Consider the following 20,669-nt stretch of genomic DNA (forward strand, 5'->3'; position numbering starts at 1 on the left):
ATTATTCAGACCATCTACACGAATCAATTTTCTTCAATTTGAAATCGTGTCACACACTCCTGTTTACCTGTTCTGCTTATTTGCAAACGGCAACGGGGCAGGTCCTTTTTTGTCAGTGTTGTTCTTCAAGTAGTGCTTTGATACAATACTTGTTGTGGCTTGGCTGTTTATGCAGCAAAAGCGGGTAGGGAGAGGGCGATGTACGAGAGGTACATTTATTTATGAAGAAGAGTGGAGGTTTTTTTCAGTTAGCTGATCACGGAACAACCATTAAGCGGGAAGTGACAGCGGGAGTTATCGGTTTCTTCACAATTATTTATATTGTGGCTGTTAACTCATTGATTTTGTCGGAGGCAGGCGTGCCATTTGAAGGAGCAGTCATTGCGACCATTCTCACTTCATTTATCGGCTGTGCGATTATGGCTTTTTGGGCAAATGCCCCTATTTTACTTGTGCCAGGCATGGGGCTGAACGCAATGTTTACGTATACATTCGTTCATGCGATGGCGCTGAGCTGGCAGGAAGCACTTGGAGTCGTCGCGGTATCAGGACTTATCTTTTTCCTAGTGACAGTGACGAAATTGGCCGATTGGCTCAATGCATCCATTCCGTCTGTTTTAAAGGAGGCCATTTCAGTCGGGTTAGGTTTTTTCCTAATGCTTATTGGACTGGAAAAGGGCGGGCTCGTTGTACGGGGAGAGCACTCCATTTTGGCGATGGGGAATCTGGGAGAACCGGCTGTGCTCCTTACCGTATTGACGCTGATCGTTACGATCATCGTCTTTTTGAAAGGCATTCAAGGCGGCTTCTTATGGAGCATTTTATTTGGCACCATCGCTGCCTGGGTAATGGGGTTGCTGCCGGAAGTAGGAGATACCTCTTTTTCCTTCGCTGTGTATGGCGATGTGTTTTCAGCATTTTCCCTGTCAAAATGGGCCACGGTTCCTTTCTGGTCTGCCGTGTTTTCGTTAACGATGGTGCTCATATTTGAAAATATCGGCCTTGTGCACGGCCATACGGAATTTGCCGGCCGTCCAGATAAGTTTAAGCGGGCGCTGCAAGCCAATGCCTTTTCCTCTTTTTTTTCAGGGATTTTGGGAACGAGCCCAACGGTGTCCACTGTGGAAAGTTCAGCGGTGATCGCTGCTGGCGGAAGAACAGGGCTAACGACATTGACGACAGGCGTCTTATTCCTGCTGTCGGTGTTTGCCATTCCTTACATGAAGCTGATTCCTGACATGGCCATCGCTCCGGTCCTAATGATGATTGGCAGCTTGATGATACAAAATATCCGCCATTTGGATTTGACGGACTTAACGGATGCTATCCCGGCGCTGTTTATTATTGTGATGATTCCATTCACATACAGCATAGCGGACGGGATTGCTGCCGGTTTTATTTTATATCCAATCTTAAAGATAGTTATGGGCAGAGGCCGCGAAGTATCCAAGCTCTTATGGATTGTTTCGTTGCTGTTTCTGTTTAACTTTGTCTTGCATTATGCATAATAGATAAAAAAGCACACCGCTGTTGGGCAGCGGTGTGCTTTTTTTATCCTAGAGATTCTTCTCCATCTGATTAGGTTTTTTTACCCATTCTTCCACGAAACTCATCATTTTGTTAATCGAGGGGGTGTGTACATGTTTCGTTGTATTTGTGAGGATGCCTACTTTTCTGGAGACCGGAATGCTTAATGGTTTGGCTGTAATATTGTCTAAAGCAGAATTACTCAACAGCAATTGGGGCAGCAGACTGATCCCCAGGTTGTTCTGTATCATGGCAATGATCGTTTCATCTCCTCTTATCTGATAAGCAACCCGAGGAGTGAATCCTTCTTTTTTGATTAAGTGATGCACCTCGAAAAGTGAATCTGAATACGGGAGAATCCAGTCAGCCGCTTTGATTGCTTCTAGGTCGATGATATCTGATTGAGCCAGCTCGTGCTGAGTACTCATAACAGCCATAATCGGGTCCTCCAGCAGAAAGCGGAAGTGCCATTTATGATTGTAGGAAGAACCAATAGCAAAGTCGATGATGCCTTCTTCCAGCCAGCGATCCAGTTCAGATGCGTTTCCTTCATACAATTCAATCTCTATAAAAGGATACAGACTTTTGAACTCACTCAGTATGCGCGGCATCCAATTGGTGGCGATGCTAATGTAGGCGCCGATCCGAACTTTCCCTGTTTCTAGCCCATTAATTTCGCCCACAGTTTCCATCAATTTTTCATAGCCTTTCTGAATGTCCCGCATCGCTTTCAGTACCTTCCAGCCATTTTCTGTCGGCTTTACGCCGTTTTTCTGTCTGACCAACAGGGCGAAGCCGTATTCTTCTTCTAAGCTGCTGATCATCTGGCTAATGCTCGGCTGTGTGTAGCTTAATAGTTCGGCCGCTTTCGTTAAACTGCCGGTTTCCACTACCTTAATGTAAGTCATGTATTTCTTTAGGTTCATTTGTATGGCTCCTAAGATATAAGGTTTTATTATATTTAATATTAATTATATTTAGTTTACTTATATATAGCCAGAGAATAAAATGGTCCCATCTAAAGATTGCTACATAAAAGGGGAGAGCGTCATTGAGTTATGTTGTACAATTTGCCATCGGTGGTTCTATTTTGGTATTGGCTTCGCTTTTAAGCAAATCCAAGTATCTTTTTTTGTCAGGAGTCATCACCTTGCTTCCAATCATGACGTTGATCAACATCAGTTTACAAATGAAAAATATGAATCTCACAGAGTTTAGAATGACGCAGAAAAATGCCATCGTCGGTGCTTTCGGAGCGGTTATTTTAATGAGCAGCATTTTTCTTCTGTCCAATTGGGTCAAACCTCTATACGCGGTTATAGGCGCGTCGGTGATTTATGTTGGTTACATGGTTGGCTATATGTGCTTTATTTCTCAAAAGCTAAGTGTATAAAAATTGGAAGGATATCAAGTGATAAATTAAAAATTAAACGGTTTTATTTATATTTAGATAGGCATCCCATTTCCTAGCTTCCTATCTTTTCGAAAGACAACTCGTCCGGAACGCTCGCATATTTGTGACGAAAGCATAGACCAATGCCTGTTTTTTTTGTATGCTAATAAGAAAAAGCAAAAGCGGATTGTGGGGAGAAGACATGCAAATTGAGTTAGTTAAATGCCATGGATCAAGCAATGATTTCTTATTAATAGATGAATGGACAAACGGTTATTCCTTTTCTGAGGAAGAGAGAAAGAATCTATCGATTGCTTTGTGTGACAGAGAATCAAGCCTCGGAGCAGACGGCATTTTGTTCGTCATGGAAAGCGAGCGGGCCGATGCAAGAATGAGGATTTTTAATTCCGATGGTTCAGAAGCTTCTATGTGCGGGAATGGCCTTCGCTGTCTGGGCCGTTACGTATGCGAATTGCTGAAAAAAGATGAAATTGTCGTTGAAACGATGAAAGCTGATCTACAAGTAATAAAGGACGAAGAGCTATATGAAGAGGTGCCAACTTACCGTGTGGAAATCTCACCGGTGCTGTTCTCACTGTCAAGCCTGCCGATGTACCTTGAAGGGAAGGACACACTACTGAATGAAATCGTGCCGGAACTATCTGATTCTATTGCATTCTCGGCAGCAGCAGTGCCTAATCCTCATTTAATTGCGATGGTAAATCAAGATCAAATCGCTTCTGACGAGCAAAAACAGATTGCCGAAAAATTAAACGGTCCAAATGACATATGCCCTGATGGTGTGAATGTGAGCTTCGTCTATCCAATTGAACCGGGAAAAATCTATGTAAGAACATTTGAGCGCGGGGTTGGGTTCACCAATGCTTGCGGAACAGCGATGTCCGCTTCTAGCTTAATTACTTGCTTACTTGATAAAAATGAGCTGGAAGAAATCATTGAAGTGTATAATAATGGGGGCAAAGTCCGCTGTGTCGCGCACAAAAAAGCAGACGGCGGCTACTGGATTGATTTAATTGGCAATGCTACTTACTTATATGACGCGGTTGTTGAAGTGAATCTGAACGATCCAGCTTCATTTGCTGTAGTGAATAAACAAGAGAGAACAGAACAGGCACAGTATGAGAAGCTTGGCGGCGAAGTAAAAGAACTTTTAAAGCAAACGGTATTTGCTTAAATCATAACCTAAAGAAATTCCAAGAGGCCGCTCTTGGAATTTCTTCATTATGAACAGGGGGATGTAGATGAGCAACGAAAAACAAGAAATAAAGAGACTGGAGAGCCAATGGCCGCTCATATCTGCAATGAGGAACGGCGAGGAAGTAACATGGATAAACGATCAGAAGTTAAAAAATGGACCAGACGATTGGCCGATCACGCTCGAGGAAATACATGAGGCCGATGCCAGGCTCAGAAGATTTGCGCCTTTTTTGACGGCCTTTTTTCCTGAAACAAAAGAAGCAGGCGGCATCATTGAGTCACCATTGCTGGAAATTGAACATATGAAAGCTTTTCTTGAAAAGTATCATTGCGAAACGATTACCGGCTGCTTATATATGAAGGCTGATCACCTTCTGCCGGTTGCCGGTTCTGTAAAAGCACGCGGCGGCATGTATGAAGTGTTGAAGCATGCAGAAAGTCTTGCAATTGAACATGGGTTATTATCGACAGAAGAAGATTATAGTAAACTAGCAAACGAAGAAATGAGAGCATTTTTCTCTAATTATTCACTCGCTGTCGGTTCTACCGGGAATTTAGGCTTAAGCATTGGCATAACAGGAGCAGCTCTTGGGTTCCGGACAACCGTCCATATGTCCGCAGATGCGAAAGAATGGAAAAAGACGCGGCTGCGGGATAGAGGGGTTGAAGTCATTGAGTATGCAGATGACTATAGCCGTGCCGTAGAAGAAGGCAGAGAGCTGAGTGCAAAAACAAAAAACAGTTTCTTCATTGATGATGAGCATTCAAAAGAGCTGTTTCTCGGCTATTCAACAGCTGCCCTTCGTCTGCAGGAGCAGTTTCAGAAAGAGAACATTGCTGTCGATGAAGACCATCCATTGATTGTGTATTTACCGTGTGGAGTAGGCGGCGCACCTGGAGGGATTTTTACCGGCTTGAAGCGGGTGTTTGGAGAACATGTCTATGGCTTTTTCGCCGAACCAGTGCAAGCTCCCTGCATGCTGCTCGGTTTAATGACCGGACTGCATGATCAAATAGCCGTCCAGGATGCCGGGATCGAATTGAAAACTGAGGCGGATGGCCTCGCCGTCGGCAGACCATCCAGTTTTGTCGGCAAAGCAGTAGCAAATGATTTAGACGGAGTATTTACCGTGTTGGATGACAAGCTGTTCATCTATTTGAATCAAATGGCTAAGCTTGAAGGTGAGCAACTGGAGCCTTCCGCTCTTGCGGGAATAGAAGGGCCTGTTCGGGCAAAAGTAAGCGGCTGGCTGGAGAGCCATTTCACCGACAGTCAGCAAAAAGGTGCTGTTCATCTTGTATGGTCGACAGGAGGTAGCCTCGTTCCTGAAGAAGAAATGATCGTAATGATCAAAAAGGGAGAGCAGTATTGATTTAAAATAAGGTGGTGATGCTTTACCCTATTTGGGCAATGATAGCAAATTGGATAGTAGTATGCTTATAAACCGTTCCATAAATGGGGAAGAAAATTAGAAAAAGTGTGTATTAATGAAAAGTTCTCATTGTTTAACAATTAGTGGTGTTCGAAAATTGCTCATCTTCAATCCATTTAATAGCAAAATGTAAGAATAATATAGAGTTACATAATCGATCTCCATATAGTTTCTTTATCAGGCTTTATTACAAAGCAGCAAGCCGCTATATCCGAAATAATAATCCTTCGTTAGTACGTTTCTCTTTTGTTTACTTCTACGGGATTTAGGCAATGAAAAGAAGGAGAGAATAAAGTAGTGGTGATAATATGGAGAAAGTCATTCGTTTTTTTTCAATGGATCATTTTGCGGGCAGGCTGCTGGATTTTTGCTTATTTACGGCCATTATCTTGCTCGTTAAATGGCTGGTTATGAAACTCATCAGAAGAAAAAAATATGAGCCTGGCTCCTGGAAAGAGGAGTTGATCCCTCTTCTTAATACGACGTTAAACTGGCTCACTTTTTATGGCGTTCTGTTACTGTTTCTCTATTATTTTTCTAGGGAAAAGTGGCTGTTTTATCCTCTATATACGTCAGGAGAGGCACAGGTAACTGTCTTTTTAATTCTTGTGGCAATCCTTACTGTATCGCTCTCCCAAAGGCTTGTGAAGCTGTTTAATCGTTTTGTGATGAGCAGAGTCTATCATTATTATGGATTAGATAGTGGGGTTGCTTATACTTTTAATCGGATGATCTACTATACGGTTATGATTATTGCACTGGCCATCAGCTTTGCGACCGTAGGGCTTGATTTAACAGCAGCGGCCGCCTTATTTAGCGTGCTCGGTATCGGAATTGGCTTTGGCATGAGAAATGTAGCTGGTAATTTTATCTCGGGCATTATTATTTTGTTTGAGCGACCGATTGAAGTCGGAGAAGTAGTCGAAGTGAATGGCAAATTTGGCCGGGTAGAAAAAATCCGGCTCCGTTCCACTGTTGTCAAAACAGCAACCGAAGGCTCTTTAATTGTGCCGAACCAGTATTTTATTGAACAGATTGTACCGAATCGTTCCGGAGCTGAAGTGGTAGCTCAAGTAGTAGTGGAAGTAAAATTCGGGCAGGATACGGAAAAGGTTGAAGAATTGTTATATGCCGCTGCTGATAAAGTCATTGCTGAAAAGGAAATCAAGCCGCAGGGGCCACAGTCTGTCCGTTTTATTGATTTTCGCAATGAAGCGATGGTGTTCAAGATAGAAGTCCCTGTCCAAAGCATCGTCATTAAGCAAAAAATAGAAAGCAGGCTTCGTCATGCGATTGCTTCTCTATTCCAGAAAAATGATATCCGGCTTGCTTCGCAGCCGATCGAAGTGAAGCCGTCATAATTGCCAGAAAGGTGCAAATGTATGTGTTTAATTAACTTTTGTTTTCAGGCGTATGCCCCCTATAAATTAGTTATTGCTGCCAACCGGGATGAGTTTTTCAATCGTCCGACTCAAAAAGCTCATTATTGGGAGGAAACGCCCAGTGTTCTAGCTGGGCGTGATCTTGAGAAGATGGGAACATGGCTCGGAATCACAAAAACAGGCCGGTTTGCGGCGCTAACGAATTTTCGTGATCCTTCTGAAAAAACCGAAGGAAAACGGTCGCGTGGGGAAATCGTTCAAGCTTTCTTAACAGGCACAGAGCCGCCGGAAGTATTTATGGATGAGCTGCGGGAGCAAAAAGATAGTTATCCCGGCTTTAACTTACTGGCTGGAACAGCGGATGAGCTTTGGCATTATAACAACAGAAAAGATTTGAAAGAAGCTGTTGCTCCCGGCGTTCACAGCTTAAGCAACGCCACGCTGAACACGCCCTGGCCGAAATCAAGAAAAGGAAAAGCTTATCTAGAAGAGTGTTTGCATCAATCGCCAGCTTTATCTGTTGATTGTTTGTTTTCCTTTTTGCAGGATGAAGAATTGGCTCCGGATGAAGAACTGCCTCGTACAGGCGTCTCTCTCGATTGGGAAAGAAAGCTTTCGCCTCTTTTTATTAGAAGTGAAGACTATGGGACCCGCTCATCAACGGTTGTCACAATTGACCAGACGAACCATGTTACTTTCACCGAACGGAGCTATCTTCAGGGGAATCTTGTTGGTGAAGAAGCGTTTCAATTTAAAATTGAATCTATATAAAAAGAGCTGTCTTACAGTTAGTCATCAGTGACCAACTTGTCAGACAGCTCTTTTTGGCAATTAAGCCGTATGGTTATAAGCCGATTGCGGCAGCAGGCGGGCTGAAGCTAAGCGTTTACGTGCCTGAATACCGATCCAGGCAGCAAGAAAGGCTTTAATGATTCCCCCAATAATAAATGGGATAAATCCACTAGCAAAGGCTTCCACCCAGCCAAGTTCAGCGAAAATCTTTAACCAGACCGTACCGAAAGCGAGGTTAATCACCATGCCGATAATGTTGGCTAGAAAAGCTTGCAGCACAGTCGGTTTAGTTTTTTCAATATACCAGCCGATAAAGAAGGCCGATAAAACAAAGCTGATAATATATCCGCCCGTTGGACCGAAGATAATGCCCATTCCTCCGGACATACCTGAGAACACAGGAAGGCCGGCTGCCCCGATCAGCATGTATAAAAGAGCTGCCAGTGCTCCGTATCTGGAACCGAGAATGGTGGCTGCCAAACCGACCGCCAGCGTTTGTCCTGTAATAGGAACGAGTGGCAAAGGAATGGTAATTTGAGCAAAAATACCGATGATAGCAGCGAAAAGGGCGGCTGTTAGCATCATTCTTAATCTTTCGTGCTGAGCAGACATAAGAATCCCTCCAAATAAAATTAAACAAGCAATAAATGTTAACCTTATTTTAAATAAAGGCGACTCATTGTGTCAACGGCGTTTTTTTGTTTATTTTTGAACAAATTTCAATTTGTGAAAAATTCAAATGAATTTTTATTAAACAAAAGGCAATAGGAGCATTGAGGCATATGGTCTCCTGCTAGTCACTAAATGACTGTAAGAATGACAGCTAGGGCATTAAAAATCGCATGAATGATCATTCCGGGGATAATTGATTTAGTCTTTTCATAGGTCCAGGAAAAGACGAGGCCGGATATGAAAGTAATCGGCAGAACATTGTATGTTGGAATATGGACGAGCATGAAGATAAAAGAACTGCCTATCATTCCAATAACCAGTCCATATTTGCTTCTTAACCAGCGGTAAAGAAAGCCGCGGTAAAGAATTTCTTCATACACAGGCGAAATGACAGCTGCTGAGATAAAACCAATCGTAAAATTAATAAAATTAAGATGAGATTGCAGGCTGTCAGTTTTTTTATTTCCATAGCCAAGCTCAAATAAATCTCCTGCTATAATTAAAAAAATGCTGGCGATAATTAATACCATTGCCCAGCCGCCGATCGCCCCCCAATAAGTTTTTGGGAAACTGGATAAGCCGACTTCCTTCCAGGTAAGTCGCTGTGGTCTTAAAGCAAGGCAATAAACGGCCAATGTAAAGACAATAGACATGATAAAACCAGTGAGGGTTCCGGCGTATAAATCATTTTGAAATGTGCTTTCCAAGTAATCGTTTAATAGATATTCAATAAAGAAGGGCACGATCACGAACACGAGTAAAAGAAGCTGGAGAGTTTCCTTCCGCTTCCATGGTGAATATTTAAAAAATAAAGGTTTCTCATTCATTCTTATTCTTCCCGTTACATTGTGATATAGTAAGTGTAAAAGGTGACGCTGCGTCACGTGGAAGCACTTTTTTAGGGGTGAGTGAAGTGAGCTATTATTCTACAGGGGAAGTGTCAAAAAAATTAAATCTTTCTGTCCGGACGCTGCGATATTATGATCAAATCGATTTAGTGACTCCTTCATTTAAAGATGAACATGGAAAAAGGTTTTACAATGATGCAGATGTTCTGAAAATAGAGAAGGTGACAATTTTAAAAAGTCTCCAACTGCCGCTTAAAGTTATAAAGAAAGTGTTATCCCAATTAACGATTGAGCAGTTGTTGAGCATACATAAGCAGTCATTGAGGCAAAACATAGCGGAGCTTGAACAAGCGGTGCTTCATACGAATACGCTGTTGAATATCTTAAAGGTGGAAGGGGATTTACAGTGGGAGCACTTAATTCCTTTAGTCAGAAAAGAAAGAAGCGATGAAAAAGAGAAAGGAAATTGGAATAAGTTCTTTGATGAGGAAGAGCAAACCATCCTGCAGGAGCAGCTTCCGAAACTGGAACAGGATGATAAGCTGATCAATAAGTGGATGAACTTATTGAAAAGGATTGACCTTTGTGTAGCTAAAAATATTGGCCCAGAATCAGAAGAGGGAAAGTTGATTGCTTCTGACGTTCTCTTACTGACAGATGAAATGTTTGCCGGAAATCGGGAGCTGGAAGAAAAGTTTTGGCGTGTACGGAAATCAGCAGATAAATCAGGGCTTCTAAATTTATATCCTATTAAAAAAGAGGTGATCTGTTTTTTGGAGGACGCTATTTACTTATTTGAACAAGCACGTGAATGAGGTGGTTATATAGTGAAAAAAGGAGTTGGAAGATCCACCGGTACATTTGGCGAGCTTGCCCAGGGAGAAAAGAATGGTCAGCCGTTCCTATTTACGCTGCCTGTTCCCTTAACAAGCAAAGTATGGTTTGTTCCCACTCACTCTCCTGGTGTACGCAGTGACCATCCTTATAAGAGAAAAGCGATCTACGCTGCAGAGCTTGCATTGAAGAGAGCTGGGATGAGTGTAGGAGGAACATTATACTTTTCGTCACAAATTCCTGTCAGCAAAGGGATGGCAAGCAGCTCTGCGGATATAACTGCTGCCGTGCGCGCTGTCGCTATGAGTGTGGGGATAGACTTTACGGACTCAGCTATTGCAGAAATCGCTGCTGCTGTTGAACCGACAGATGGAGTTATGTATCAGGGCATCAATGCCGTGAACCAGAAAACAGGCGAACTGCTCTATTCTTATCCAAATTTCCCTGAGTTGTTTCTTATCGGTTATGACAGTGGGGGACGATTGAATACACAACAGTACTATAGGATGAAAGGTGAATATTCTGCTGCTGCAAAGCTGCAAATGGCTCAATTATTTGATGAAATGCATGACAGTCTCTTGTCCGGCAGTGTACCTGCCATTTTGTCTGCCGTCACGAAAAGCGCGAAGTTAAATGAGGAGCTGCTGCCTAAGCCTTTTTTCTCGTTGTTCGCTGAGCTGGCTAAAAGATTTGAATTGGGAGTCATTGTAGGTCACAGCGGGACCGTGATAGGCTTGCTGTGTCATAGATATGATCCTTCTTTTTTAGAAAAAATGTCTGCCGTCAAGCAGATCATTAAGCAGAAAACAGGCTGGAAGCCTTTCATTTCCGTTTCTGTACCTGCTTCATCTTCTTCTTCATAGTTCAACAAAAGAAACGTTGTGTAAAATTTCCCTTGTCAAATGAATGAAGAACCTGCTAATCTAATAAAAGAGTTTGAAATTTAGAAAAATCAGGATGACATACATAAAAATTGAATAATAAGAAGAGAGTGCCCGGGAGAGTCATTTCTGGGATAATAGGGAAATCGGTGAAAGTCCGATGCAGCCCCCGCTACTGTAAACGGTGATGAAATTGTCAACAGCCACTGGCGTAATGCCGGGAAGGGACAAGAGTAAGTGGACCCGTAAGCCAGGAGACCTGCTTTCTTCTTCGAACCATCATTCTTCGGAGGGAAGAACAGGATGACTGTATGGAACGGTGTCGGCGCATTCGGCATGATTACTCGTTCCTTGAGTAGCTTATATACGTAGCTCTTAGTCCTTAACTTCTTCTGAAGTTAAGGACTTTTTTATTTTCCAAAAAGGAGTGGGGAATGTGGCGACATGGGATTTAACAGAAATGAACCATCATGTATTCATTTGCAATGGTTCGAGCTGTATGCGAAAAGGCGGAGAAGAGGTCACGCAGACAATCAGGGAAGAAATAAAAAAACGGGAGCTTGATGTTCGGGTGCATACGACAAGAACAAGATGTAACGGCCGCTGTAAAGATGCTTGTGTCGTCATCGTTTACCCGGAAGGCACATGGTACCACGAGGTGGATGAACAGCTCGCAGAGAAAATTGTGGCTTCCCATCTCCAAGAAGGCCGGCCGGTTGAAGAAGCTGTCACGTACACTTATTACGAAAAAGGCATGATTCTTCAAAATGACCGTGTAACCGGTGTGGCCAAAGATAAAGAAAAGCAAACAGCCAAGTAAGCAGAGGAGGGCGAATAGAGTGAAGGGAAAATTATTGGTTGTCGGATTTGGACCGGGTAGCGCAGAGCACATTACAGAACGGGCCAAGGAAGCGCTAAAGGAAAGCGACTGTATTATCGGTTATAAAACATACGTCGATTTGATCGCGGACTTTATTGAGGGAAAAGAAATCATCAGCACCGGGATGTCAGAGGAAGTGAGCCGTGCACAGGCCGCTGTTAAATTAGCGGAAGAAGGAAAAACGGTGGCGGTCATTTCAAGCGGAGATGCCGGTGTCTATGGCATGGCAGGTCTTGTCTATGAAGTACTCGTTGAACAGGGTTGGAAAGAAGCGGACGGCGTGGGAGTAGAGATTGTACCGGGAATTTCGGCGATCAATTCCTGTGCTTCTCTTCTTGGGGCGCCGGTTATGCACGATGCTTGCACAATCAGCTTAAGTGACCATCTAACGCCGTGGGATTTGATTGCCAAGCGGATAGAAGCAGCAGGGACAGCTGATTTTGTCATCGCTTTATACAATCCAAAGAGCGGAAGAAGAACGAGACAAATTGCGGAAGCGCAGCGCATTTTATTAAAGCACCGTTCACCGGATACGCCAGTCGGCCTCGTCAAGAGCGCTTACCGGGAAAGAGAACAAGTGGTGATTACAGACTTGAAGAATATGCTGGATCATGATATCGGCATGCTGACGACCGTAATCATTGGCAATTCAACCACATTCCTTTACGACAACAAAATGATTACACCGAGGGGCTATCAGCGCAAATATACATTAACATCAGAAAAGCAGCCGCTAAAGCCGCACGAACGGTTGAAGCCGAAAAATGAGCCGTGGGCTCTTCATGGAGGGCAAGAGGAGAAAACAGACCTGTACAAGCTTGGAATGAAAGCGCTCCGCCTTTTAGATGGAAAAGACAAACAAGAGACAAGTCAGCCGCTGTTCAAGAGAAAAGTAGAATCCATTTTTGAAGTAGCTGTCAGCCCGGGAGTAGCGAATAAGGTGTTCTCGGCTGAGCAAATGCTCGTTCTTTCAAAAGCAGCCGGAGAAAAAGGGGCTATCGAATATACGCCTCATCACCAAGTAATTTTACGGGTGCCGACAGAAGATCCTCATCAAGTAACAGCTTCCTTAAAAGATGCCGGATTTTTGCTTTCACCTATTGGGGATGTTGCAACGGTGAAAGCCTGTGACTTCTGTGACGGAGAAAAGAAAGATGCAATTCCGTACGCTGAACTGCTTCATGAGAAATTTGACGGCTTAGAAATGCCGAAAGAACTAAAAATTGGATTGAATGGCTGCGGAATGGCCTGCTATGGAGCGGTGAAAGAGGATATCGGCATTGTATTTCGCAAAGGCAAATTTGATTTGTTTCTAGGGGCAAAGACAGTTGGACGTACGGCTCATGCTGGCCAGCCTGTTGCTGAAGGAGTCGAACCAGAGGCGCTCGTTCCGCTGCTGGAGGAGATTATTGCTGAATACAAAGAAAAAGGCCATCCAAATGAGCGATTCTTTAAATATTTTAAACGTGTAAAAAGAATTCAAAACTTTGACTATCGCGACATGGAACCAAAAATAAATCTTGAACCTGCACCATGTGGGGATTAAAGGAGCGGAAAAGTATGAAGGCAATTTTATTTGTCGGCCATGGAAGCCGGGACCCAGAAGGAAATGAACAAATCAGACAATTTATCGATCAGCTTGTCCCGGAGCTCGCAAAGAATGTAATCTATGAAACTTGTTTTTTAGAGTTTGAACGGCCGAACATTGCTAAAGGGATCGATACATGTATTGCAAAAGGAGCAACATCTGTTGCGCTTGTCCCGCTCATGCTGCTGCCAGCGGGCCATTCTAAAATCCATATTCCTCACGAGATCGACGAAGCGAAGGAGAAATACCCTGCCGTCCAATTTACTTACGGCAAACCAATTGGCATTCACTATGAAGCGGTGGATATTTGTAAAAACCGCGTGTTGGAAACGGGTGAATACAAAGAAGGATCAGACGAGCAGACGGCTGTTATCCTGCTTGGACGAGGTGGTAGCGATGCTGATGCGAACAGTGATTTGTTCAAAATTACCCGACTTTTATGGGAAAAGCTGCCTGTTCCCATCATCGAGACGGCCTTTATTGGCGTCACTTCACCAAGCTTGGAGGAAACAGTAGAGAAAACGATCCGTCTTGGCGCCGAAAAAGTGATCATTCTTCCCTACTTTCTGTTTACCGGTGTGTTAATCAAGCGCTTGGAGAGCATGACGGAACAATTTCGCCTCGCCTATCCAGGAGTTTCTTTCTCTCTGGCAGAATACTTTGGCTTTCATCCGAAGTTAAAAACTGTCATTAAAGACCGGGTGGAAGAAGTGCTGAAAGGCGAAGTGTATATGAATTGTGACACATGTCAATACCGTTTTGAGGCGATGGAGCACATTGATCATCACCATCACCATGATCATGATGATCATCACCACGACCATGATCACCACCATGAACATAGCCACGGAGAAGAAAGTGAGGCGGCAACAGTTAAATGATTTTCTTTTTAGCGGGAACAAGCGATGCACGGGAGCTTGCGGTCGCTTTGCAGCAGGATGGCTATCCGCTGATTGCCTCCGTCGTAACAGAGAATGCGGCGAAAGAGCTGAAGCAGGTAAATGTTCCGGCATTTGCCGGACGCATGGATGCAGAAGCAATGCAGGCATTCGTATTGAAGAAAGAGGTATCGGCCGTTGTCGATGCGAGCCATCCATTTGCAGAAGAAGCATCCAAAAATGCGATGGAAGCCGCAGAACAGGCCGCCGTTCCTTATATTCGTTTTGAAAGAAAAGAGCAGAGCTTTACAGAATCGCCGCTCATTACATATGTGTCTACGTACGAGGAAGCGGCAGATAGAGCAGCCAAGACAAAAGGAACGGTTATGCTGACAACGGGAAGTAAGACATTGGCGACTTTTACCGAAAAACTGCTGCCAATGGAGGACATTCGCCTTGTGTGCCGGATGCTTCCGCGAAAAGACAATATGGAGAAATGTGAACAGCTTGGCCTGCCGCAAAAAAACATTGTCGCCATTCAAGGGCCATTCACAAAAGCTTTTGACCAGGCGCTGTATGAACAATATGACGTAAAATGCATGGTCACGAAAGCGAGCGGCCAAAGAGGATCAGTTGATCAGAAAATTGAAGCGGCCAAAGAGCTTGGCATCGAAACAATTGTCATCGAGCGGCCGGCAATTGACTATAAAAACCGTTGTTCGAGCTTCGAAGAAGTACGGGACATGCTTCACAAATTAGAGATTAGAGGGGGAGAACGAATTGGATTTTAAAACAGAATTTAAGCCGGAAACGGTTCAACCAATGGAAATTGAAGGACTTAGCTTTGACATTATTACAGAAGAATTTGGCCCGCATTCGCTGACGGATGAAGAATACAAAGTCGTGCAGCGTGTTGTACATGCTTCAGCTGATTTTGAGCTTGGAAAAAGCATGCTGTTTCATCCGGATGCGATTCAAGCGGGCATCCAGGCCATCCGGAATGGAGAACGCATTATTTGTGACGTGCAAATGGTGCAATCAGGTGTCAGCAAGCCGAGAATCGAAAAATTTGGCGGAAGCATCCACGTCTATATTTCTGATGAAGACGTAATGGAGGAAGCGAAGCGATTAAATACAACAAGAGCGATTGTTTCGATGCGTAAAGCGACAGCGGAAGCTGACGGTGGTATCTATGCCATCGGCAATGCACCAACCGCTTTGCTTGAACTGATTCGTCTTGTGAAAGAGGGAATCGCCAAGCCAAGCCTTGTCATTGGTTTGCCTGTCGGCTTTGTCTCAGCGGCTGAATCAAAAGAAGAGCTGGCCAAGCTAGATATTCCTTATATTACGAACATTGGAAGAAAAGGCGGAAGCACAGTGACTGTTGCTGCTGTCAACGCTTTGTCCCTGCTCGCGCAAAAAGCATGACAATGAAAACGCAAGAAAAGAAAGAAGAGAAGCCGCTTCGAAAAGGCTATACGACCGGTGCCTGCGCGACCGCTGCTGTCCAGGCGGCATTGGTTTCACTGCTGTCCGGGGAAAAACAAGAAACCGCCACCATCTATCTTCCGGCCAAGGTGTTCGCCACTTTTGCTGTTGAGCAGTGCGAAGTAAAGGAAGATCGGGCGATAGCATCTATAAAAAAAGATGCCGGCGATGATCCGGATGTTACACATGGAGCCATTATTTATGCGGAAGTCATTTTAAAAAAAGAACCCGGCATTGAGCTGGACGGCGGGGAAGGGGTAGGCCGGGCAACGAAGCCAGGTCTTGCAGTCGAAGTTGGCCAGGCAGCGATTAACCCGGTACCAAGAAAGATGATTTTATCAGAAGCGGAAAAAATCTTAGCGGATTTTAAGCGGACGGAAGGCTTAAAAATTATTATCTCGGTTCCTGGCGGGGAAGAGATGGCGAAAAAAACGCTCAATGGGCGGTTAGGTATCATCGGAGGCATTTCGATTTTAGGGACACGTGGGATCGTCATGCCTTTTTCTACCGCCGCTTATAAAGCGAGCATTATTCAGGCGATACAAGTAGCGCGGGCTGGCGGCTGTGACCATGTAGCTATTACAACGGGTGGGCGCAGCGAGAAATATGCAATCCAGCAGCTTCCGGGATTGAAAGAAGAAGCATTTATTGAAATGGGTGACTTTATCGGGTTTACCTTGAAGCATTGCAAACGACTGGGCATTAAGCGAATATCCATGATCGGCATGATGGGCAAGTTTTCCAAGGTCGCCCAGGGAGTCATGATGGTTCATTCGAAAAGTGCCCCTGTTGATTTTAACTTCTTGGCTGAAACAGCACTGCAGGCGGGGGCTTCTCCGGAGGAAGCAGAAGAAGTCAGAGGAGCCAATACGGCTTCTCATGCCGGGGAGTTAATGGCGGCAGCCGGTCATTATCGCTTTTTTGATATTCTTTGTGCCAGCTGCTGCGAGCATGCGCTCAAGGAAGTAGGCGGCGGAATGGAGATCGAAACCACTTTATACACGTTTAAAGGTGAATGTTTAGGAAAGGCGGAGCGTCATGGGTGAACGAATAAAGATTATTGGCATAGGGGACGACGGCCGGACAGGCTTGCCGGCTCTTTATGAAAAGTGGATCAGCGAGGCGGACTTATTAGCCGGGGGGGAACGGCAGCTCGCCTTTTTTCCTGACTATGCGGGAGAGACCTTCACGATTAAAGGAAATTTGCGGGAATTAAAGGAAAGGCTGAAAAAACCTCAGCAAGGAAAAATCGTCGTACTTGCTTCCGGTGATCCGCTGTTTTATGGGGTCGGCGGTTATCTATCCAAAGAAGCAGAAGCAGATATTTACCCGCAGCCGAGTTCGGTGCAGCTCGCTTTTGCCAGGATGGGCGAAAGCTGGAGCGATGCAGCCGTCATTAGCTTGCATGGCCGGAAAATCACGGGTCTTGCCCAGCGGATTGACGGCAAGGAAAAGATCGCTTTGTTAACGGATGACGTCAATTCTCCTCAGGCGATTGCCCGGTATTTAACATCTTTCGGGATGAATGAGTATCAAGCATTCGTAGCTGAGAACCTTGGCGGCGAACAGGAACGCTGCCGCTGGCTGTCATTAACGGAGATGGAAAAGTCGGAATTCTCACCGTTGAACGTAGTGATTTTAAAGCAGATAGAGAAGCCGAAACAATGGCCTCTTGGCATTCCTGATGAAGAGTTTGCCCAAAGAAAGCCGGATAAGGGCTTGCTGACGAAAAAGGAAATTCGTGTCCTTACCATCGGCCAAATGAATCTTCATGAAAACAGCATTGTTTGGGATATCGGTACATGTACCGGCTCAGTTGCCATTGAAGCGGCCAAAATTGCTTCAGAAGGGGCGGTCTACGCCATTGAAAAGAATGAAGAGGATCTTGAAAATGCCAGAGAAAACTTTGCAAAGTTCCGGACAGACATTACCGCAGTGCATGGTAAAGCACCGGATGGACTAGAAAGCTTTCCTGATCCGGATTCGGTGTTTATCGGCGGAACCGCTGGAAATATCAATGGGATTTTTGACGAGTGCTGCAGCCGTTTAAAAGACGATGGGACGATTGTGATGAATGTCGTGACCCTTGAAAATTTATACGAGGCGCAGCAGGCACTTAAAGAGCGTGGCTTTCAAGTAGATATCACACTCGCCCAAATAGCGAGAAGCAAACCGATTTTGCATTTAACGAGAATGGAAGGATTGAACCCGATTTACATCATTACAGCAAAGAGGCAGAAGGAGGACCAGTCATGACGACAGGCACATTATATGGGGTAGGTGCAGGACCCGGCGATCCGGAACTGATTACAGTGAAAGCTTTTCGAGCATTACAGGAATCGCCCGTTATTGCTTATCCGAAAAAAAGAAAAGGCAGCAAGAGCTATGCACGAAAAATCATCGATGCGTATGTGAATCCATCCGAAAAGGATATGCTCGGCCTCGTGTTTCCAATGACGAAGGATCCAGCGATTTTGGAGCGAGAATGGAATGCGACAGCGGAAGCGGTATGGGAAAAGCTGAGTGAAGGAAAAGATGTCGCATTTATTACCGAAGGGGACCCGCTTCTCTACAGTACGTTTATACATATGATGAATGTGATGAAGGAGCGCTACGGGGATGTCAGCATGAAAGTCATTCCGGGCATCTCCTCTATCAACGGAGCTGCGGCACGGCTATCACTACCGCTCGCGGATGGAGATGACCTCGTTGCTATTGTGCCGGCGAAGGATGACTATGAGGCAATGAAAAGAGCGATTGAAGAGCACGATTGCGTCATTTTCATTAAAGTGGCGAAAGTGATTGATTTAATGCTTCGTATTTTGAAAGAGCTAGACTTAACCGATAAGGCAAAAGTCGTTTCCAAAGTAACATCAGAAGAAGAAATTGTTTGGAGCATGGAAGAGCTGGAAGGCGCGGAGCCGGAATATCTGACTTTAATGGTGGTGAGAAAATGAGGCTGTTTATCGTCGGAGCGGGCCCGGGAGCGGCAGATTTGATTACAGTGAGAGGGCTTCGGCTCATTAAAGAGGCGGATGTCATTTTATACGCGGATTCCCTTGTCAATGAAGAAGTGTTCCGGGAAGCGAAACCGGAAGCGGAAATTTTAAAGACGGCCGGTATGCATTTGGAAGAAATGGTTGACACAATGATTGATCATTTGCAGGCGGGCAAGAAAGTCGTCCGGCTTCATACCGGAGACCCGGCTGTATACGGGGCGATTATGGAGCAAATGGCGCTCTTAAAAGAAAAAGGCGTCGAAATTGAAATTGTGCCCGGTGTCAGCTCGGTCTTTGCAGCGGCGGCTAGTGCGGGCGCGGAATTAACGATTCCTGATCTGACACAAACCGTTATTTTAACGAGAGCGGAAGGACGCACGCCAGTTCCAGAGCGAGAAAAGCTAGCTGATTTAGCGAAGCATCACTGCACGATTGCTTTTTTCCTTAGCGCCACGCTGACTAAAAAAGTTATGAGAGAATTAATGGACGTCGGCTGGGCACCGGAAACGCCGGTGGCAGTCGTCTACAAAGCAACGTGGCCGGATGAAAAAATCGTCCGTACGACTATAGAGAATCTGGATGAGGATATGAGAAAAAACGGCATTCGCAAACAAGCGATGATTTTAGCAGGCTGGGCGCTTGATCCTGCCATTCATGAAAAGGATTTCCGCTCCAAATTGTATGACAAAGAGTTCACGCACGGCTACCGCCGGGGGGTGAAGTCGTGACTGTAAAGACAGAAACAGACCATCTGCCTAAGGTGATAGCAAGAGGGGACTATGCCGTTGTAGCGATTACAAAGCACGGCACCCAGCTTGCCAGAAAAATCAACGCCGTCTTTCCGGGCAGCGATCTTTACTATATGAAAAAGTTTGAGCAGGGCGATGAAGGAGAACGGGGGATTACACTGTTCGAGGGTTCTGTCCGTTTGCTGCTGCCTGAGCTATTTGCCAAGTACCGGGGGTTGATTCTCATCATCTCTTTGGGGGCTGTCGTCCGGATGATTGCTCCTATCCTGAAGGATAAAAAGACGGACCCTGGTGTGGTCGTTGTTGATGATAAAGGGGAGCACGTAATCAGTGTTCTTTCAGGACATATCGGCGGGGCGAATGAGCTGGCGCGGGAAGTCGCCACACTAATCGGAGCCTATCCGGTAGTGACAACAGCTTCTGATGTGCAAAAAACAATTCCAGTTGATTTATTTGGTCGCCGCTTCGGCTGGGTATGGGAATCGGATGAAAAGCTGACTCCGGTGAGCGCAGCGGTAGTGAATGAAGAAAAGGTAGCAGTTGTGCAGGAAAGCGGAGAGAAAAATTGGTGGATGTATGATACGCCGATGCCGGATACAATTCATGTTTTTTCCTCGATCCAGAAAGCGATCGCTGAAAATCCAGCTGCCGCTCTTGTTGTCACGCATCGGCAGCTGGAAAAAGCAGAAGAGGCGATTTTAACGAATGGCGTGCTGTTTCGGCCAAAGGTGCTCGTTCTCGGCATCGGCTGCAACCGCGGCACATCGGCAGAAGAAATTGAGCAGGTCATCAGCACGACGCTCGATGAGTTGAAGGTAAGCATCAAAAGTGTCAAGGCGATCGCAACGATCGACTTGAAAAAAGATGAAGTTGGGCTGCTTGAAGTAGCACGAAAACACCGTTGGGAATTTGTTTATTATAAGCCGGAAGAATTGAACCAAAAAGCAATTTCTCAGCCGTCGGACACGGTCTATAAGTTCACCGGCGCCTACGGTGTCAGTGAACCGGCTGCTATGCTTTACAGCGGAAATGATCAGCTGCTGCTCGCAAAAAAGAAATCAGGAAATGTGACTATTTCGGTCGGGCTCATTTCCTATCAGTAAGGAG

21 protein-coding genes and 1 riboswitch are annotated in these 20,669 nt (G+C 45.0%); of the genes, 18 read left to right on the top strand and 3 right to left on the bottom strand.

What is annotated here, in order from left to right:
- Positions 1-221: 221 nt before the first annotated feature.
- Positions 222-1,508 carry an NCS2 family permease gene (locus ACH0BF_RS00440; RefSeq protein ID WP_406908602.1) on the top strand — a complete coding sequence of 429 codons (1,287 nt, stop codon included), beginning with the start codon at positions 222-224 and terminating at the stop codon, positions 1,506-1,508.
- A gap of 48 nt (positions 1,509-1,556) precedes the next feature.
- Here the strand turns inward: ACH0BF_RS00440 and ACH0BF_RS00445 are convergent, their stop codons facing one another.
- The gene (locus ACH0BF_RS00445) at positions 1,557-2,453 is read right to left on the bottom strand and encodes a LysR family transcriptional regulator (RefSeq protein WP_406908603.1); all 897 of its coding nucleotides are present in this window, start codon (positions 2,451-2,453) and stop codon (positions 1,557-1,559) included.
- A 125-nt stretch (positions 2,454-2,578) separates the two neighbouring features.
- Here ACH0BF_RS00445 and ACH0BF_RS00450 point away from each other — a divergent pair, with 125 nt between their 5' ends.
- From ACH0BF_RS00450 to ACH0BF_RS00470, 5 genes are all read left to right on the top strand, one after another.
- Positions 2,579-2,920, top strand: coding sequence for a GlpM family protein (locus ACH0BF_RS00450; protein ID WP_340853889.1), 342 nt, complete (start codon positions 2,579-2,581; stop codon positions 2,918-2,920).
- Positions 2,921-3,122: 202 nt separating this feature from the next.
- A complete protein-coding gene (dapF, locus tag ACH0BF_RS00455) occupies positions 3,123-4,115 on the top strand; it encodes a diaminopimelate epimerase (protein WP_406908605.1) in 993 nt (330 codons plus the stop codon).
- 67 nt (positions 4,116-4,182) lie between these two features.
- Positions 4,183-5,511, top strand: a complete 1,329-nt coding sequence (locus ACH0BF_RS00460) for a D-serine ammonia-lyase (protein ID WP_406908606.1) — start codon at positions 4,183-4,185, stop codon at positions 5,509-5,511.
- A 368-nt stretch (positions 5,512-5,879) separates the two neighbouring features.
- Positions 5,880-6,932: a mechanosensitive ion channel family protein gene (locus ACH0BF_RS00465; protein ID WP_340853891.1), complete on the top strand. Its 1,053-nt coding sequence runs from the start codon at positions 5,880-5,882 to the stop codon at positions 6,930-6,932.
- Positions 6,933-6,953: 21 nt separating this feature from the next.
- On the top strand, positions 6,954-7,724 hold the full coding sequence (locus tag ACH0BF_RS00470; RefSeq protein WP_406908607.1) for an NRDE family protein: 771 nt from the start codon (positions 6,954-6,956) through the stop codon (positions 7,722-7,724).
- A gap of 60 nt (positions 7,725-7,784) precedes the next feature.
- On the opposite strand, the gene ACH0BF_RS00475 is transcribed toward ACH0BF_RS00470, so the two are convergent.
- Together ACH0BF_RS00475 and ACH0BF_RS00480 are read right to left on the bottom strand one after the other, a co-directional pair.
- Positions 7,785-8,357, bottom strand: a complete 573-nt coding sequence (locus ACH0BF_RS00475) for a biotin transporter BioY (protein ID WP_406908608.1) — start codon at positions 8,355-8,357, stop codon at positions 7,785-7,787.
- A gap of 188 nt (positions 8,358-8,545) precedes the next feature.
- A complete protein-coding gene (locus tag ACH0BF_RS00480; RefSeq protein ID WP_406908609.1) occupies positions 8,546-9,244 on the bottom strand; it encodes a CPBP family intramembrane glutamic endopeptidase in 699 nt (232 codons plus the stop codon).
- An 86-nt stretch (positions 9,245-9,330) separates the two neighbouring features.
- Between ACH0BF_RS00480 and ACH0BF_RS00485 the strand changes: the two genes are divergently transcribed.
- From ACH0BF_RS00485 to ACH0BF_RS00540, 12 genes are all read left to right on the top strand, one after another.
- Positions 9,331-10,080: a MerR family transcriptional regulator gene (locus ACH0BF_RS00485; protein ID WP_120031704.1), complete on the top strand. Its 750-nt coding sequence runs from the start codon at positions 9,331-9,333 to the stop codon at positions 10,078-10,080.
- Positions 10,081-10,092: 12 nt separating this feature from the next.
- Positions 10,093-10,962, top strand: a complete 870-nt coding sequence (locus ACH0BF_RS00490; protein ID WP_406908611.1) for a GHMP family kinase ATP-binding protein — start codon at positions 10,093-10,095, stop codon at positions 10,960-10,962.
- Between the two features lie 109 nt (positions 10,963-11,071).
- A riboswitch (cobalamin riboswitch) is annotated at positions 11,072-11,261 on the top strand.
- Positions 11,262-11,416: 155 nt separating this feature from the next.
- Positions 11,417-11,800 (top strand): (2Fe-2S) ferredoxin domain-containing protein, encoded by a 384-nt coding sequence (locus ACH0BF_RS00495; protein ID WP_120031700.1) that lies wholly within the window; start codon positions 11,417-11,419, stop codon positions 11,798-11,800.
- Positions 11,801-11,819: 19 nt separating this feature from the next.
- The gene (cobJ, locus tag ACH0BF_RS00500) at positions 11,820-13,406 is read left to right on the top strand and encodes a precorrin-3B C(17)-methyltransferase (protein WP_406908612.1); all 1,587 of its coding nucleotides are present in this window, start codon (positions 11,820-11,822) and stop codon (positions 13,404-13,406) included.
- Between the two features lie 14 nt (positions 13,407-13,420).
- On the top strand, positions 13,421-14,329 hold the full coding sequence (locus ACH0BF_RS00505; protein WP_406908614.1) for a sirohydrochlorin chelatase: 909 nt from the start codon (positions 13,421-13,423) through the stop codon (positions 14,327-14,329).
- Positions 14,326-15,117, top strand: a complete 792-nt coding sequence (gene cobK, locus ACH0BF_RS00510) for a precorrin-6A reductase (protein WP_340853900.1) — start codon at positions 14,326-14,328, stop codon at positions 15,115-15,117. Before ACH0BF_RS00505 ends, cobK begins: the two co-directional genes overlap by 4 nt.
- Positions 15,107-15,754, top strand: a complete 648-nt coding sequence (locus ACH0BF_RS00515) for a precorrin-8X methylmutase (protein ID WP_120031689.1) — start codon at positions 15,107-15,109, stop codon at positions 15,752-15,754. Before cobK ends, ACH0BF_RS00515 begins: the two co-directional genes overlap by 11 nt.
- Positions 15,751-16,860: a cobalt-precorrin-5B (C(1))-methyltransferase gene (locus ACH0BF_RS00520; protein WP_406908615.1), complete on the top strand. Its 1,110-nt coding sequence runs from the start codon at positions 15,751-15,753 to the stop codon at positions 16,858-16,860. The genes ACH0BF_RS00515 and ACH0BF_RS00520 overlap by 4 nt, the downstream gene beginning before the upstream one ends.
- The gene (gene cbiE, locus ACH0BF_RS00525; RefSeq protein WP_340853902.1) at positions 16,853-18,070 is read left to right on the top strand and encodes a precorrin-6y C5,15-methyltransferase (decarboxylating) subunit CbiE; all 1,218 of its coding nucleotides are present in this window, start codon (positions 16,853-16,855) and stop codon (positions 18,068-18,070) included. The genes ACH0BF_RS00520 and cbiE overlap by 8 nt, the downstream gene beginning before the upstream one ends.
- Positions 18,067-18,771 carry a precorrin-2 C(20)-methyltransferase gene (gene cobI, locus ACH0BF_RS00530; protein ID WP_340853903.1) on the top strand — a complete coding sequence of 235 codons (705 nt, stop codon included), beginning with the start codon at positions 18,067-18,069 and terminating at the stop codon, positions 18,769-18,771. Before cbiE ends, cobI begins: the two co-directional genes overlap by 4 nt.
- On the top strand, positions 18,768-19,541 hold the full coding sequence (cobM, locus tag ACH0BF_RS00535) for a precorrin-4 C(11)-methyltransferase (RefSeq protein ID WP_340853904.1): 774 nt from the start codon (positions 18,768-18,770) through the stop codon (positions 19,539-19,541). Before cobI ends, cobM begins: the two co-directional genes overlap by 4 nt.
- On the top strand, positions 19,538-20,665 hold the full coding sequence (locus ACH0BF_RS00540) for a cobalt-precorrin 5A hydrolase (protein WP_340853905.1): 1,128 nt from the start codon (positions 19,538-19,540) through the stop codon (positions 20,663-20,665). Before cobM ends, ACH0BF_RS00540 begins: the two co-directional genes overlap by 4 nt.
- Positions 20,666-20,669 lie beyond the last annotated feature (4 nt).

Source organism: Pseudobacillus sp. 179-B 2D1 NHS (assembly GCF_045370945.1).
Lineage (GTDB): Bacteria > Bacillota > Bacilli > Bacillales > Domibacillaceae > Pseudobacillus.

What these genes read in the sequence shown, in the direction of transcription:
- ACH0BF_RS00440 (WP_406908602.1), top strand. Translation starts at nt 222, where the DNA reads ATGAAGAAGAGTGGAGGTTTTTTTCAGTTAGCTGATCACGGAACAACC.
- ACH0BF_RS00445 (WP_406908603.1), bottom strand. Translation starts at nt 2,453, where the DNA reads ATGAACCTAAAGAAATACATGACTTACATTAAGGTAGTGGAAACCGGC.
- dapF (WP_406908605.1), top strand. Translation starts at nt 3,123, where the DNA reads ATGCAAATTGAGTTAGTTAAATGCCATGGATCAAGCAATGATTTCTTA.
- ACH0BF_RS00460 (WP_406908606.1), top strand. Translation starts at nt 4,183, where the DNA reads ATGAGCAACGAAAAACAAGAAATAAAGAGACTGGAGAGCCAATGGCCG.
- ACH0BF_RS00465 (WP_340853891.1), top strand. Translation starts at nt 5,880, where the DNA reads ATGGAGAAAGTCATTCGTTTTTTTTCAATGGATCATTTTGCGGGCAGG.
- ACH0BF_RS00470 (WP_406908607.1), top strand. Translation starts at nt 6,954, where the DNA reads ATGTGTTTAATTAACTTTTGTTTTCAGGCGTATGCCCCCTATAAATTA.
- ACH0BF_RS00475 (WP_406908608.1), bottom strand. Translation starts at nt 8,357, where the DNA reads ATGTCTGCTCAGCACGAAAGATTAAGAATGATGCTAACAGCCGCCCTT.
- ACH0BF_RS00480 (WP_406908609.1), bottom strand. Translation starts at nt 9,244, where the DNA reads ATGAATGAGAAACCTTTATTTTTTAAATATTCACCATGGAAGCGGAAG.
- ACH0BF_RS00505 (WP_406908614.1), top strand. Translation starts at nt 13,421, where the DNA reads ATGAAGGCAATTTTATTTGTCGGCCATGGAAGCCGGGACCCAGAAGGA.
- cobK (WP_340853900.1), top strand. Translation starts at nt 14,326, where the DNA reads ATGATTTTCTTTTTAGCGGGAACAAGCGATGCACGGGAGCTTGCGGTC.
- ACH0BF_RS00520 (WP_406908615.1), top strand. Translation starts at nt 15,751, where the DNA reads ATGACAATGAAAACGCAAGAAAAGAAAGAAGAGAAGCCGCTTCGAAAA.
- cbiE (WP_340853902.1), top strand. Translation starts at nt 16,853, where the DNA reads ATGGGTGAACGAATAAAGATTATTGGCATAGGGGACGACGGCCGGACA.
- cobI (WP_340853903.1), top strand. Translation starts at nt 18,067, where the DNA reads ATGACGACAGGCACATTATATGGGGTAGGTGCAGGACCCGGCGATCCG.
- cobM (WP_340853904.1), top strand. Translation starts at nt 18,768, where the DNA reads ATGAGGCTGTTTATCGTCGGAGCGGGCCCGGGAGCGGCAGATTTGATT.